Source organism: Pseudomonas sp. EL_65y_Pfl2_R96, from assembly GCF_963970905.1.
Taxonomy (GTDB): domain Bacteria; phylum Pseudomonadota; class Gammaproteobacteria; order Pseudomonadales; family Pseudomonadaceae; genus Aquipseudomonas.
In genome coordinates this window covers 91,228-106,816 of sequence record NZ_CAXAQH010000023.1, presented here as the reverse complement: position 1 = coordinate 106,816, position 15,589 = coordinate 91,228, and the positions used below count along the sequence as shown (strand labels likewise).

At 54.9% G+C, this 15,589-nt stretch carries 11 protein-coding genes and 1 pseudogene; 8 read left to right on the top strand and 4 right to left on the bottom strand.

Going from position 1 to position 15,589, the window contains the following annotated elements; translation table 11 throughout:
* Positions 1-135: 135 nt before the first annotated feature.
* The 8 genes and pseudogenes from AACY49_RS21425 to AACY49_RS21395 form a co-directional block, all read left to right on the top strand.
* A pseudogene (locus AACY49_RS21425) lies at positions 136-2,790 on the top strand (RHS repeat-associated core domain-containing protein); the annotation flags it as partial.
* A complete protein-coding gene (locus AACY49_RS21420; protein WP_339526255.1) occupies positions 2,787-3,428 on the top strand; it encodes a hypothetical protein in 642 nt (213 codons plus the stop codon). The pseudogene AACY49_RS21425 and the gene AACY49_RS21420, both read left to right, overlap by 4 nt.
* Positions 3,429-3,510: 82 nt before the next feature.
* Positions 3,511-3,978 carry a HEAT repeat domain-containing protein gene (locus tag AACY49_RS21415; protein WP_339526253.1) on the top strand — a complete coding sequence of 156 codons (468 nt, stop codon included), beginning with the start codon at positions 3,511-3,513 and terminating at the stop codon, positions 3,976-3,978.
* A gap of 120 nt (positions 3,979-4,098) precedes the next feature.
* A complete protein-coding gene (locus AACY49_RS31930) occupies positions 4,099-4,488 on the top strand; it encodes an Imm50 family immunity protein (protein ID WP_445262656.1) in 390 nt (129 codons plus the stop codon).
* Between the two features lie 214 nt (positions 4,489-4,702).
* A complete protein-coding gene (locus AACY49_RS21410) occupies positions 4,703-5,308 on the top strand; it encodes a hypothetical protein (RefSeq protein WP_339526251.1) in 606 nt (201 codons plus the stop codon).
* A 133-nt stretch (positions 5,309-5,441) separates the two neighbouring features.
* Positions 5,442-6,440 carry a hypothetical protein gene (locus AACY49_RS21405; protein ID WP_408980624.1) on the top strand — a complete coding sequence of 333 codons (999 nt, stop codon included), beginning with the start codon at positions 5,442-5,444 and terminating at the stop codon, positions 6,438-6,440.
* 52 nt (positions 6,441-6,492) lie between these two features.
* Positions 6,493-6,804: a hypothetical protein gene (locus AACY49_RS21400; RefSeq protein WP_339526249.1), complete on the top strand. Its 312-nt coding sequence runs from the start codon at positions 6,493-6,495 to the stop codon at positions 6,802-6,804.
* A gap of 247 nt (positions 6,805-7,051) precedes the next feature.
* The gene (locus AACY49_RS21395) at positions 7,052-8,920 is read left to right on the top strand and encodes an ATP-binding protein (RefSeq protein ID WP_339526247.1); all 1,869 of its coding nucleotides are present in this window, start codon (positions 7,052-7,054) and stop codon (positions 8,918-8,920) included.
* A gap of 532 nt (positions 8,921-9,452) precedes the next feature.
* On the opposite strand, the gene AACY49_RS21390 is transcribed toward AACY49_RS21395, so the two are convergent.
* The 4 genes from AACY49_RS21390 to AACY49_RS21375 all read right to left on the bottom strand — a co-directional run bounded on the left by AACY49_RS21390 (position 9,453) and on the right by AACY49_RS21375 (position 15,533).
* Complete coding sequence (locus AACY49_RS21390; RefSeq protein ID WP_339526245.1) at positions 9,453-10,523, bottom strand: lipocalin-like domain-containing protein; 1,071 nt, start codon at positions 10,521-10,523, stop codon at positions 9,453-9,455.
* Complete coding sequence (locus AACY49_RS21385; protein ID WP_339526260.1) at positions 10,513-12,984, bottom strand: ABC transporter permease; 2,472 nt, start codon at positions 12,982-12,984, stop codon at positions 10,513-10,515. The genes AACY49_RS21390 and AACY49_RS21385 overlap by 11 nt, the downstream gene beginning before the upstream one ends.
* A gap of 1 nt (position 12,985) precedes the next feature.
* Positions 12,986-13,654, bottom strand: coding sequence for an ABC transporter ATP-binding protein (locus tag AACY49_RS21380; RefSeq protein WP_258700091.1), 669 nt, complete (start codon positions 13,652-13,654; stop codon positions 12,986-12,988).
* A 181-nt stretch (positions 13,655-13,835) separates the two neighbouring features.
* Positions 13,836-15,533 (bottom strand): sulfatase-like hydrolase/transferase, encoded by a 1,698-nt coding sequence (locus tag AACY49_RS21375; protein ID WP_339526243.1) that lies wholly within the window; start codon positions 15,531-15,533, stop codon positions 13,836-13,838.
* Positions 15,534-15,589 lie beyond the last annotated feature (56 nt).

Here is a 15,589-nt window from a genome sequence, read left to right as displayed (position 1 = left end):
GCGACGCCGCCGCTCCTGGCCCAAAAGCTCCCCACTCTTATCGTTGCTGTTAGTCATAAACATAACCGTTTGCCTATCCCTTATCGTAAGGGGGAAACGGTGTCCTGTCTTTCATGGGGCTCGTTCAACGAGTGAGATGACAAAGGTTCAGTGACTGCTTACAACTCCGACGGCAGCGAGCATGTCTACGTGCATGATAAGAATGCGCGTTTGATCAGCGAGACCGCTCCCGATGGTGGGGAAACGCAGAAAGCCTATGACGATCAGGGTCGTCTGGTCGCAGTAAAAGATCCGATGGGGGCCATCACCGAGTATCAGTACAGCGATGCCGGGCGCCTGATGGCCGTGGTCCCGCCAGAAGACGAACCGACCCGTTACAACTACTTCAATGGTCAACTCATTGATGTCCAGCGAGGTAAAGCGCGCTGGAAGTACGAGCGCAACCGTCAAGGCGATATCACCCAACAAACCGATCCTCAGGGCGCCGAAACCCACTACAGTTATGACCGTCAAGGCCGCCTGCTGGAAATACGTCACCCCGACGGCAGCCGTCATCAACTGGGCTGGAACAATCTCGGCCAACTGCTGGAAGAACGCCTGCCTGACGGCGGCCAACGCAAGTATCGTTACGATGCGCTAGGTCGGCAAATCACACGTCAGGATGAAACCGGCGCCATCACCCATTACCAATGGGACGCCGTTGATCGCCTGACACAAATCACCCTTCCCGGTGGCGCCACCCGCGCCTTCACCTACAACCCGTATGGTCGCGTCACCGCCGAACGGGATGAACTCGGGCGCATCACCCGCTACGAATACGCCGACAACCTGCACCTGGTGAGCCGCCGCATCAACCCCGACGGCAGCCAGCTGCGTTACCGCTACGACAACTCGCGTCTGCTGCTCACCGAGATTGAAAATGAACGCGGCGAGCACTACAACCTCGATTACTACCCGAACGGCCTGATCCAGCAGGAAACCGGGTTCGACGGTCGCCGCACCGCCTACGAATACGACCTCAACGGTCGGTTGCTGAAGAAAACCGAATTCGGCGACGATGGCAGCGAACTGGTGACCGAGTACCAGCGTGACGCTGCTGGCCGTCTGCTGGTGAAAACCCTGGCTGACGGCGAAGAAATTCACTACAGCTACGACGCCCTCGGTCGTCTCGTTAATGTTAACGACGGCAACTGGCCCCTCGCCTACGAATACGATCTGCAAGACCGCCTGATCACCGAACATCAGGGCTGGGGCACTCTGCGCTACGAGTACGACAGCGTCGGCCAACTGAAGCACTGCCGACTGCCGGACGGCAGCAAGCTCGACTACCGCCACCAGCCCGGTGGCCAGTTGAGCAGCATCGACCTCAACGGCTCGCGCCTGACCACTCACCAGTTCAACGCCGGCCGCGAACAGCAACGCCAACAAGGCCTGCTGCTCAGCCAATACCAGTACGACGAACAGGGTCGGTTGCAAGCGCACAGCGTCAGCCAACAGGAACGCAACCTATTCCAGCGCCGCTACGCCTATGACGCCAACGGCAATCTCGCGGGCATCGATGACAGCCGCAAGGGCAACCGCAGCTACCACTACGACCCGCTCGACCGCCTGATCAACGTTCGTGGCAGCACACCGGAAAGCTTCGCGCACGACCCGGCAGGTAACTTGCTGGGCCAAGGCGACCAACCAAGCGCGAGCCTGGCTAACGTCAAAGGCAACCGCCTACTGATGCAGGGCGACCGTCATTACGACTACGATGCCTTTGGCAATCTGACCCGCGAACGTCGCGGTACCGGTCAGAAACTCGTCACTGAGTACCGTTACGACTGCCAGCACCGTTTGATCGGCGTCAGCCTGCCGGGGGGCAGCATCGCGAGCTACAAATACGACGCCTTCGGCCGTCGCATCGCCAAAACCGTCGATGGTCACACCACCGAATTCCTCTGGCAAGGTGAACGCCTCATCGCTGAAAGTGCGGACAACCGCTATCGCAGCTACATCTACGAACCCGGCAGCTTCCGCCCATTGGCCATGCTCGACGGCGAAGGCCCGCTGAAGGCCGCGCCGTTCTACTACCAACTCGACCACCTCGGCACCCCGCAGGAACTCACCGACTACAGCGGCGAGATCATGTGGTCGGCCAAATACCGCGCCTACGGTAATCTCGCCGCACTCGACATCGCCGAAATCGACAACCCGCTGCGCTTTCAGGGCCAGTATTTCGATGCCGAGACAGGGTTACATTACAACCGGCATCGCTACTACAATCCGGGGACTGGACGGTTTTTGACGCCGGATCCGATCAAGCTTGCGGGTGGGTTGAACAACTACCAGTACGTGCCTAACCCTACGGGGTGGGTGGATCCGTTGGGATTGACTACTAACTGCCCTGGAAAGGCAAAAAACGTAACCAAGAGAAAGGCAGATGATACGAGTAGTTCCAAGGTAGAAACTGATGAAGTTGAACTACCGAAAGGCCATGACAGCACTCTTACGAGGAAAGCCGCATTCAGACAGGCCAAAAAAGTCGGCGGAGTCCCCCTGTCGCAGCAACCTTCAACGTCGTATAAAGAAGTACTTACCGACCAAAAGGGTCGTGTAATGAGCCGCGTTTACGAATTTCACTTAAAGGATGGTCGAATTGTTACAGTACGAGAACATTCACTTGGCCATGTAAAAGGGAATGAAGGCCCTCACTTCAATACAGAGGTCACTGGCACCACAGGTACAAAAGCACCACTAAAAGAAGGTGATAACTCACATACCTACTTCAAGAAAGGAAAACCATGAGCACATTTTATACTTGCGAACCAGGGATAAAACTTTGGGAGCAGCCAAACTACACTACCGCTCCCGGCTTTATAACTTTTTCATTTCTTGACGCGTCCACTCTGAAAATATGGGCCATCTGGAAAGAACTCACCAATATTTTAGGATCCGAATGGCCAGTAGTGATGAAATGGCGGACAATAGGCTACTCGCTGGAACACGAAAAAGTTCAAGAGCTACGCCTACGCAAAGAAATTGGCGGGTCCTTGACCGAAAACGATCTAATAAAAAAAAATGAAACATCAAAAATATATTCATACATTAAATTAAATAACACTCAAGACATCAAATTCGATCCAAACGAACTAACACAGCATCGGAATACAATTCTAATCTTCAAAAAGTCCCCCCCCGACCTCAATCTTATATGGGAACAGCTTAGCAAAGCGGACAAAGGTATCTCTTCGCAAAATATCTTTGACTTCTTAACAAGTAGTAGGGAAACCCTCGTAGGTCGCCTCATAGAAAGCGATACTCATTCAGCCGCACAACTTATTACTCCAATAGAGCATAGCGACAAAATAAGATCCTTAATTGAAAGGTTAGACACCATCAAAATAACTACAACTGAAGTACCAGAAATCATTCAAAGTTTTTAAAACAAAAACCCAACATAAACAAATTGCAAGCAATCAGAAAATGGGGCAGCGACTTCATTTTGTCCAACAAGAGCCGCCCCCCATGAAAAATTATGAAAAAGACGAGGCTTATGAAAAGCTTCACTCATGGATCGGCGACTCGGAAGAGTCAAACTGGACTGAATACAGTACAGAGCTTGTTGCAAAGTCAGTCCTTATAGACTTTAAAGATCAGCAATGGGAACGATTAGAGCAAGAAATACTTCAGAAACCAGAGTATTGGCAACAGCGTTGCGCCGTTTCATTGGGAGACGATAGAACAGAGCACGCAATTAAACTCCTAAAGCTATTACTTTCCAGCTCCTGCTATAAAGATGTAAAAATTATCGTAATATACGAACTCGACTGGACAGAAGTACCTGTAGAAAAACAATACGCACCTTTTATCAAAGAAATTATAGAGACAACGCCTATTGCTGAAATTGAGCCTGAACTCAATAGTTTACTTGCCAAAGCTGAAGCGGCAGAAAATAATAAAAAAGGGACACGGAAAAACATGAAGAAAATATAAAGGGGACAGATTTATTTTCTGTCGCACTCATGAAAATAAATCTGTCCCCTTTGGCTGCATCGAACTAAAATATCCCACCTCAAAAGTGTGGCCAACCATTACATGCTTGAGTAATCTAAAATGTGGACATCATCAATATCGAATAAAAAACAGTGGACTTCTATTTTTGGAGAAGACTACTCCCCTACCAGCATGCGCACTTCTTACGTTATGCTGGACGGAAACTCTATATGCTTAAAATTATGCAGCCAAGTAGAACAAGCAGCCGCCCCTAAGAAATGGCTGGCAAAAAATTATAACGAGTACGAATTTCAACTTTACATAATAAATGTAGAAAATTTCAACGTAGAAAATTTCAATTTCAGCGGCCCCACTACTATAACCGTTATTCAAGATAGCTCAAACTACAAGGTCACACTTGGGCTTGGAAATTCATGTACAGCCACATGCAATGCAAAAAACATTACCATAGCAAATATTAAGGCATATCATAACTATGGTGCAGTGTAACAAAAGAACATCCAAATCAGCTCACACCAAGAGAACTGCCTAAAAAATTAACAAAACTCACCTCAACGCTTAAAAGCAAAAATGTAAAGAAAGAGGACAGATTTATTTTCTATGCTGTGAAAATAAATCTGAGAATCATCTGGCCGGCCTCCCCACATCACAGAGGTGGCACAAAATTCAAGGTGTGAACTTAGTTTTGCTAGGAGTATGCCAATTGCCTTATCCCGATTTGCAAAATGCTGTTCAACGTGCAGGATTCACCGTCACCGAGTTCTCGGACCAGCGAGCATATTTCGGCTGCTGGTCGCTGACCGTCGAAGGTCATGGACATACCTACCAAATAATCAATGAAGGACGAGAAGGTTGGTTAATGTTTTATCGCGAGGGCACCGCAGGGACACTTACTGAGCTGGACAAGAAAGTATCGACTTGGATGGACGCCGCCGATAGAGCAACTCAATGCCTGATCTGGCTTACTGCCTACCGTCTTCCCCTACAGCCCCACAAAGTCCGAAGTTATTATGTGATTGCCGAAAGGGATCTTGTACCGGAGCACCCCCACAGCTCTGACTGGCCAAAATTGATCGGCTACTGCTACGACGATGACTATTTTTTGTTTTTTGAAGGCAAGGGTCATGGGCTGAGTGGGAGCGCAGTACCCGCCTGTGAAGGCAAAAAAGCTGAGTGGCTTACGATATTCGCGGCACTGGACGTCGAGTGGTTTATGAGCTGGCTGGAAACACTGAAGTTCACGTCGGAGGAGGCATTTACCTTAGCGTTGATCGAGAAGGTGGGCTCGCTCAGAGTTCGTCGATATTAAAAACTAATGTGTGTCCTCTTTTTGCTTCCCTTTTGCTTCTGATGCATTGCCATCAAAAAGTCACCCCCAAAGAAACTGGATCACCACTCAACAAAGGAATGAACCCTTGTTTACCATCGCACGACCATTCGCCATGCTTTTGGCATTGACCCTTTCTCTTGACGCTGCCGCGCTGTCACTTCGATCAGAAAAGCGCGCAGACGGTACAACTGTGTTGCTGCTCACCAATGACCCCGCCCCTGCACGACCGCCACAGCTCAACGAAGACCCGGCGATACGCGCCGCCTTGATTGACTTCATCGGTTATGCGACAGGCAGCTACACCAACGATGACTCGTTGATCGTGACGCAAGTGCTAGATGCCCTTGATTCAGAGTTCTCGACGTTTGAGGAAGGTGTACCTGCCGGACGCAAAATGCTGACGGCCATGGATGATGGTAACCACGGCGACGAGCGCGCCGCACTGTTGTTGGACGACAAGGGGCAGTTGATCGCTGTTGGGCTGGTCAATGGGCACTGTACCGTCAAATCACGCACAGAGTCGTTGTCCTGCAATCCTGGCCCAGAAACTGTGCTGACTATCTTCCAGGCGAAAGGCGCCAAGAAGAGCGATGCTGACCCAATCATTGTCTGGAGCAAACAGTTGCCGCCATTGATTGCGTATTGGGCCGAAAGTGAAGATCCCGAAACACGTGCTCGAGCGCAAAAAATTGCCACGGTCGAATACATCACCACTGACCCGCAAAAAGACTCCTGGAACGCCTCGCAATTGCCTTCCGACTTCCCGAAGGCGATGCTCCCGTTGCTTCCAAAGAATGCCCATCTGGCGGGCGCTGGCGTCGATGGCGTGTACACCACACCAGGCATGAAAGGCGCACCGATTTACGGTGACTTCGACGAATTGGCAGGCCGGCCACGACATGATTTCGAGGTCATGCTGAAAACCTATACCGAGTTCTCCGACGTCGTCGAGTTTTACAAACAGAATGCCAAGGGAGCCGAGTTAAGTGCGAACGATGAAAAGGCATTGATTGAAGGTGTTGCAGGTGGTGCCACCTACAAGATCGAGATTAAGGATAACGAGGAAGAAGGAACAGCCATCACTTTTTCCGCGTGGAGAAAAGAGGTCTGAACTCCTTTAACTAGATGATCGAACGCAATGCGGCAGATTCATTCAAATCTTCGTGATTGGTAATCTGCCCTTTGCCCCTGAAACAGGGTTTGGTATCCAAATGAAACTCAAAAGTATTTTCACAAACGAAACGGAATACTTCAGCATCGGACACGAAGAAACGTCCGGCAAGTTCTACCTGTCAATCCCGGTCAGCAACCGCCTCGTCGACTACGAGGAGTACTACAAAATCTCAAAAGCGTGCTTCAACCGGTATCTGGAAAAACCAGATAGCGCACTGGAGTTCGTCGAGCAATACCGATATCAAAAAATGGACCACGTACTCATGATCAAGCCTGGTAGTGACCGTGGAACAGCCCGTTAAGTTGAAATTTTCCCTCAAAATTCATTCACGTGACATTTCGCAAGAGATTGTTAAAGCACCGCCTGTAAACTTCTGATCAATACAAAACACCGACTCAACATCGTGAACACCGAAAGCCCAGAAAAAACTGGCCCTTCGGTCAAGTAACTCCCTCACGGCCATCACTTCAATTCATTAAAAAACAAAACAATGGTTTTCAAGCAACCTTCAAATTATACTTCTGCGCACAGTATGGAGGCTGTAATACATGTTCAAATTCAAACGAAAAACATGGGCTTTACTCTTGGTCTACATCGTAGGTGTCAGTGGCTACATCTACTACCTCTACGTCGAGACTCAAGAAGTCCTCACTGAAAAAATCAATAACACATTGCTGCACGCCGCGCTGGGCACTTCGGCCATCCTCGGCGACCGCTACCATGACAATCTGATCGACAAGCAGTCCAAATCGGAAGCGGAAGACTGGAATTCCATTCAGCGGCTCTCCAGGTTCAACGAGTCCATGGGCACCGCCTTTGTCTACAGCGTGGTCAAACGTGCTGGAGAAGCTTATCTGGTCAGCTCCAGCGCATCGAAAAAAGAAATTCAGGAGAAGAATTTCGTACGTTTTTTCGATCCTTATCCGGATGCCAGTCAGGCTTTGCTCGACAGTTTTGGGCGCACCGAGCCCACCTGGATCGATTACTCGGATCATTGGGGAGATTTTCGCGCCGTCTTCATCCCAATGAAATCGCAGGACGGTACGGTTTATGTGACTGGCGCGGAGATTACGTTGGCGGACTACTACCACCAACTTAATCAGGACTCCCTGCACCATATCATCCTTGCCATTCTGGTCTTTCTCGCCCTCAGCCTTTTACGCATGCGTGCTCATCTCCAGCAATTGCAAATAAACGAACAGGTATTGAATCAGGCAAAAAATGCCGCCGAGGACGCTGATCGTTCAAAAACCAGATTTTTGGCCACCATGAGTCATGAAATCCGCACCCCCATGTACGGTGTCATCGGCGCGACCGAATTGCTGGCCCGGTCCACCCTGAATTCCGAGCAAAGCCGTCTGCTAAAAACGATTCATACCAGTGGACGAACCCTGCTGTCTCTTATCGACAACATTCTCGATCTTGCAAAAATCGAAGCGGGAAAACTTGAGTTGAAACCTCGTGTTTTCGAAGTGAGAGCACTGGTTTCTTCCAGTATTGAAGTGATCCGGCAAAACGTTCAGGACAAGCCAATAGTGCTTGAGGTCAAGGTCTCACCGGACGTACCGCCCTTGGTCAAAACCGATACCGATTGCCTTCGCCAGATATTGCTCAATTTGTTGGGCAATGCGGTCAAATTCACCGAAACCGGAAAAGTATCGCTCATGGTCACGACGAGCGGTTACGGCCCTCAAGCCCGACTCGACTTCTCCATACGCGATACCGGCATCGGTATCCCCTTGGCGCGGCAAGACAGCCTGTTCAAGCCCTTTGTTCAGTTTAAAGGGCCGGCCACTCAACGCTTCACCGGGAGTGGGCTCGGTCTTTCAATCTGCAAGAATCTGGTCGAGGCGCAGCAGGGGACTTTATCCTTTACCAGTCAGCCTGGCGTTGGATCGACGTTCTCCTTCTCACTCCCCATGGAGCTTTTTTCAGTCTCGGAGATACCCATCGGGGACGATCATGCCGCGGTGGGTTTCGACTCATCTTTTGCCGAGGACTGCCCGTTCGACATCCTGCTGGTGGAAAACCATCCCGTGAGTCAGAAAGTTGCCATGGCGATGTTGCAAGAGTTGGGTTATGCACCCGATCTTGCGTCAGATGGCCAGGAGGCGGTCAATCAGTGTATGACGTCGACTCCAGATCTCATTTTTATGGATATCAACATGCCTGTTATGGATGGGTTGGCGGCCATCCGTAAAATCCGCAAGCTACCATTGGGCGATACTTGCTACATTGTTGCGTTCACCGCGAGCGCTTTTTCAAGCGAGATAGAGCGCTTCAGGGCCGCCGGTGCCAATGACATTTTAACCAAGCCGGCAAACTTTCAGGCCTTGACCCGAGTGCTTCAGCGAGCATCCAACTACCGGCAGCAGCACCAGGCCAGCACTCGGGCAGTGGATGCAATTCCAAGTTAACGCCAGAATCTGGCTGTTGGTGGCGTAAACCGTATCCTGACCCGGATCGGCTCCATCATCCAATAAAAATGGGCGACTCCAGGGTCGCCCATTCTTATATCCGAAACTTTTAAACAATCCCCCCAAAGAAGGTGTTCGCCCAGTGTAATGGCCTGGCAATCCATGCACCGGTAAAGAGCCCTGACACCGGGCGAACGGGAAGGATTTTAATAGAATTTGGCAGATATGTCCTCATGTATAAACATGAAATTTATGCACGTAATACTTCGTAAGAATTTTCTAACACAACGCCTACAAACTTCTTAAGCTGACCAGTTCGACCATTAAAACTGATTATTCTTATACAACCATCTGCACGAGAACAATCAATCCGTACAAGTAATGATCAGTTTGGATGCTAGCTGGTCACTTTCAACTTATCTATACAGGTCAGCACAACACTGCGCCCTGCTTTCAAATCTTTCAAATTCGTCGGGCTCCCGTGAATAGGCTTCATTACGAACGAAAACAGCGTGGCGCCGAGAGTTCCTGGTCAATACCCGGTCATCTCCAGATAGCCCTGCCCCCCATGACTGCCACTCAGTCGCACCGGCCCTTCCCAATAGGGAATGCGCAAGTTCATCCAGGCCTTGGGGTTGAGGGCGCCGATGGTGATATCGAGGTGTTTGTCGGGGATTTTGATCGACCAGTGCACGGGCATCGAACGACCGGCCACGTCGGCGGTGTCTTGGGGTATGAGGCTGATGTCGTCGGCGTGCAATAACTGCGTCTGCCCTTGGGCGTCGATCCAGGTGCCGGTGAGGTATGGCGCGCCGTCCTTTTGCCGCATGCGGTAGAGCATGACCTGCTCGCCGCTGTCCAGGTGCAGGGAAAACCAGTCCCAACCGGTCTGGTTGGCGGTCAGGGGTTGGCTGCTCCACTCACGGTCGAGCCAGGCCGGGCCACTGACCGTGTAGGTTTTGCCGTCGATTTCCAGGGTGCCGCTGGCCTGGAAAAATGGCTGGCTGTAGTAGTACGACGCCTGGCCCTGTTCGGATTTCTGGCTGAAGCCTTTGTCTCCTTGAAGCACCAGTGGCCGGGTTGTGGTCAGTCTAAGCTGGTAGCTGAACGCCTTGTCGCGGGCGCTGAGTTGCAGGTCCGCCAGCGGGTTTTCATCGGTGGCCTGACTGCTGAAACGCCAATCGTCGATCCATGCGTTGAACGGCGCCAGACTCACTCCGGCCTGGCCGACGCCACCTCGGGCGTAGCGTTCGGCGGCATGGTGCACCGTGGCGGAAGTCACAGCCGAATGGCCCAGCCAAATGGTCTGATTGCCCCAGCCGGGTTGCTCGGGAACTGCTTTCAGGGCACTGCGGAACAGCGTCCATTGCACGCCGAACTCATGGCCCTGGGCGTCCTTGAGGTTGGCGGTGATGTACCACCATTCGATGCGAAAGCCATCGTGGGGGCCATGGTCCGCCGGAAAGCTGAACACCCGCCCGGGCACCACCGGGGTATATGCGGCGGCCTGATGGCCGAGGCCGGCGAAGCCTTTTTCCGGCGCAGGCGTGTTGTCGCATCCGCTCAGCAGCGCCAGCAACAACACGCCGAGCTTAATCTTCATGAGCAAACGTCCTCAGCAGATCCGCCGGTTGCGTGCGATACAGCGAGTACAACGGCCACGCCGAGGCGAGCAATGTGGCGAGTAACGCCAGGCCCATCAACTGCAACAGTTGCAACGGAAACACCCGCAACGGCAAGCGCCAGCCGAAGGCCTGAACGTTGATCACCGTATCCAGGCACCACGCCAACGCGATGCCTAACGGCAATGCAAGCACCAGCGTCAGCACCGCCAGCAACCAGGTTTGCCCAAGGTTGAGCAGCATCAACTGCCGCCGCGTCACGCCCAGCGCCCACAGCGGCGCGAGTTGTCCGAGGCGGCTCTGGCTCTGGGTCAGCAAGCTGATGAACAGCGCCACGCCCGCAACGCAAAGGGTCAGGCTGTTGAGCGCGGCGGTGGCGGCAAAGGTGCGCTCGAACACTTGCGTGGACCAGCCCTTGAGCCGGGCCTGATCGACGATGCGGCTGTCGTCCAGGGCGAAGCGCGCTTGCAGCGCGGTCAGGAACCCAGGGATCGACGCAGGGTCGATGCGCAGGTTGAAACGGCTGGGTGTCAGTTGCGGCCAGCCGCGCAGCAGATGATTGATGTTCACCAGCAGGTGGCCCTTGGGATTGCCGTAGTCGGCGTAGATCCCGACGATCCGTGGCGACCATGGGCCATTGGGCGTGGCAATCGTCAGGTGCTCACCGAGCCGCACCTTCAACCGCCGCGCCAGTTGCTCGCTGAGCATCAGCGCGTCGTCCTTGGCCAGTCGCTCCCAAGGGTTGTCACCCAAGGCTTCCAGCAGCGGCCAGTGCTGGCGATAGGTCGGGTGATCGATCACGCCAAAGACGTCCGCCGGCCAGCCCTGCAACTGGATCGACACTTGCCAGTTCGGTAGCACCGCGGTGATTTGGGGTTGTTGTTTGAGCCAGGTGTGCAGTTCTCGGGCCTGGGCGGGATTTTGCGGATTGAGGTACAGCTCGGCAGTCAGGCGCTGTTCGAGCCAGTTGTTGAACGTCTGACGGAAACCGGCGGTCATGCTGCCGGCGCCGATGTTCGCCGCCAGCGCCAACAACAACGCCATCAAGGCCAGGCTCAGGGCCGGCAGTTGCTGGCGGCAATCGGCGAGAAACCATTGGCCCAGCACAGAACGACTGTACCGAAGCACCCGGTCAAGCACGCTATTCAACACCACCGGCAAGGCCAGTGCGGCGCCGATCAACAACGCGGCCATCAACACGAAGCCACTGCTCAGGCTGTCGCCCAGGATCAACGCCCACAACGCGATTACCGCAGCTATCGCGGCGACCCAACCCTGGCGCCGCAACCAGCGCGCGTGGGCCTGATGCCAGGCTTGCGGATTGGCCAGCGCCAGCAACGGCAAACGCGCCGCTCGCAGCAAACTGTTGGCACCGGCCAGCAACGCGCCGAACAGGCTCAGGCCGATACCGCTGAACCACCACAACGGACTGAGGCTCAACCGGCCCGGTACTTCGGCGCCGTACAAACCGCGCAAACTGGCGGCGACGTCCGGCAACAACACGCTGGCCAGCAGGTAGCCGCTGGCGACGCCGGCGATACCACCGATCAGCGCCAGGCCACCCAGCTCGACGGTGAGACAGGTCATCAACATGCGTGCACTGACGCCACAGGCGCGCAGGGTTCTGAGCAAGCCTCGGCGCTGCTCCAGCGCCAGACCGATTGCCGCGTGAACGATGAACAGGCCGACCACGAACGATAGAAAGCCCAAGGCATCGAGGTTCAGGTGGAAGCTCTCGGTCAGGCGCGCGAGGTTGTTTTCCTGGTCACTGGTTTTGAGCTGGAGTTGGCCCTTGAACTCATCAGGCAGGGTCGCGGTGAAATCCTTGGGCAGCAGCAGGCGCGACAGTTGATCGGGCAGCTGCAGAATCTGCTGGGCGAAGCCGATGTCCACCAGCAACACACCGGGCGCCATGTCAGGCTGGGCACGCAGTGGCGGCAAGGTGATTGCGCTCTGGGCCATCGGTGTTTCGCCTTCGTGCAAGCCCAACGCCTGCAAAGTTTGCGGCGATACCCAGGTGCTGCCCGGTGGGGTGAAAAACTCGACGATCTGCTCGATCGGCAATGACCGCCCGGCCACTGCGGAACCGCTGGGCAACGACACCGGCTCAATGCCCATCAACTGCAAGCGCTGGTCTTCATGGCCCTTGAGCGTCACCCGGCCTTGCAATACCGGCGATACCGGCCAACCCGCACGACGCAGGTCGACAAACACTTGCTGAGAAAACACTCCGCCGCCGGGCGCACTGAGGCTGGCCTGGGGTTCGCCACCGATCAATTGACTGGCCCGTGCATAGCTTTCTCGCGCCTGGCTGTTCAGCGCCTGTACGCCGGTCAACAGGCTGGTGGCGAGCCAGAGCCCGGTCAGCACACTGAAAAATTGCACCGGGTGCTGCCGCCAATGGCTGAGCAGCGCCCGTAGCGTCTCGCGAAAAACCCGCACCTCAGCGCTCGTCCGCGCCAGCCAGGCGGCCACCGTGCAGCACCACTTTGTCCGCCAGCCGCGCGGCAACCCGTGGGCTGTGAGTGACCATCAACAAGGTCGTGGGGCTGTCGTCGAGCAGCTCCAGCAACAACTTCAACACCTCATCGCTGGTGGCTTCATCGAGGCTGCCGGTGGGCTCGTCGGCCAGCAGCAGTTTGGGTTGCGAGGCCAGCGCACGGCCCAACGCGACCCGTTGCTGTTGCCCGCCGGACAACTGCTCCGGATAGCGCAGTAGCAGGTCCGCCAACCCGAGACGTTGCACCAGATGCGCCTGCCAACGCGGATCGTGGCGCCCGGCCAAACGCGCCTGAAACGCCAGATTATCCTCGACCCGCAAACTGCCGATCAGGTTGAACTGCTGGAACACCAGGCCGATTTCGGTCCGGCGCCAGTTGGCCAATTGGCCTTCGTTCATCTGCTCCAGCCGATGCTCGCCACTGCGAATGCTGCCGCGATCGACCTTGTCCAGGCCGGCGATCAGGTGCAGCAAGGTGCTCTTGCCACTGCCCGACTCGCCCATCAGCGCCAGACTGCTGCCGGGTTTCAAGGTGAGGTCGACACCTTGCAGTACCGGTAATGGGCCTTGGGGGGTGGCGTAGCTTTTGAAGACGCCCTGGACCGAAAGCATGAGGGAAGGCTCGTTGGAGGCAATGGGCCTAGGATAGCGGACGGCAGCGGCACCGCGTTATCGTTCTTCGCGGGCAAGCCCGCTCCCACAGGGGGCGATGGTGTACGAAAGATTTGCGTGCACCTCAATCACCTGTGGGAGCGGGCTTGCTCGCGAAGAGGCCGCTCAATCGCTCAAAATCTCACTGCCCCACCGCCACACTCGGCACCACCTGCCCCGGCGTCACAATGCTGTTCAAATCAATGTACTTCCACGCAGGCACAGCGCCGAGCCGCGCATTGAACCGATAGTTAAACGTGAAATCGTCCACCGTCGGCACGCTCAACGGTTTGCCATACACCGCCTCGATCCCCGCCAGGTCATAGCCCATCAACTGCAGCAACGTCGGGAAGATGTTGTAGTGACTGGAGCGATCCTTGTTGGCCGGCAACTGCGCCTGCCAGTCCAGGGTCTTCAAATCGCTGCCCGAAATCACCACCAACGGCACCACCCCCTCCTCCTCCACCGGTTCACTGCCGCAGTGAGTGTTGAGCCCGGGGTTACCGCGCTCATGCAGGTCCTGTCCATGGTCCGAGGTGTAGATCAGCAGCGCATTGCGCAAATCCGCCTGCGCGAAAACCCGTGCGAAGAACTCGCCGACATTCCACAGCACGGTATTTTTGTAGGCATTGCGGTACAGCACCCAATCATCCGGCTGGCCGTTGAAGCCATCGCGTTTGCCCGTGTCCGTTACCTCGACAAACTGCCCACGGGGCAACGCCGGCCGGTAGGCCATGAAGGCATCCGGGTACTTGTCGTGCACTGGAAAATGCGCGCCGACCTTGTTGATCACCACCAGTTCCGGTTTGCCGTCGTTGAGCAGGTCGATCAGCTTGGCTGCCGCTGCCATGTCGCGGTCGCGCACGCCGGTCTGGTCGAATTGCACGAACTCGTCGATGTCCTGCTTCTCGGCATTGTTCATCAGGTTCTGCAAGTTGCCGCCAGTGCGCTGGGCGTCGATGTAAACCGTGCGCAGCCCGGCCTTTTTCGCGTACTGCCAGATCGACGGCAGCGTGGTGTTGATCCGCATGTAATCGGTGCGAGTGCCGCCATAGCGCAGGGTGACGTTGGTGTCGGCACTGCAATTGGCGATGGACGCGGCGTAGCCATAGTTGAAGATGTCCACGCCCGGGTGCGGCTCCTTGAGGTTGCTGTGCACACCGAACGGCGTGTTGATGTCCAGGTAATTGCCGGAAATGCTCTCGTCGATGATCAGCACGATGTCGTAGCCCACGGGCTGATCGATGCGCGCCAGGTTCACCGGTTCACGCGGGCCGACGGTGTTGTGCAGCGCTTCATAGGTAAACAGATTCAGATAGGCCAACGGCGTGTACATGATCGGCAAGCCACGGGCGCCCTCGCCGGCCCGCACGAACAGCACCGCGCTGAGCAACAACACCCCGAGCACCGGCGCCGCCACCAACAGCGCCCCTGGCAACGGCAACCGTCGACGCGGCTTGAGCCCGATCCCCAACAGCAACAACAAGCCACTGACCATCGCGCTGATGATCGCATCGCGGTACTGGTAAGCCGCTTCCTGGATGAACCCGCCGGAATACACCAGCGACACAAAACTGCTGTAAGTCAGGTAACTGGCGGTCACGTGCGTATAGACATCAAAGAAAACCGCCGAGCCAAACATCGCCAACGCGAACAAATGACGGATCAGCGTCTGGCGGATGTACGCGGTCATGAACAGCACGATCGTCAGCACCACGAACATCCCGCCATACAGCAGCATCGGGATTCCGATGCCCAGTGCATCGAGACGATCAAGGTAATAGTCGTAACTCTTGAGTAAATACAGAACCAGCAACAGTTCCTTGAGGTATCGGATCATGGTGGTGCAGTACCTCCATGGCTGCCATTAGCCAATGGAAACCAATGATTGTCAGC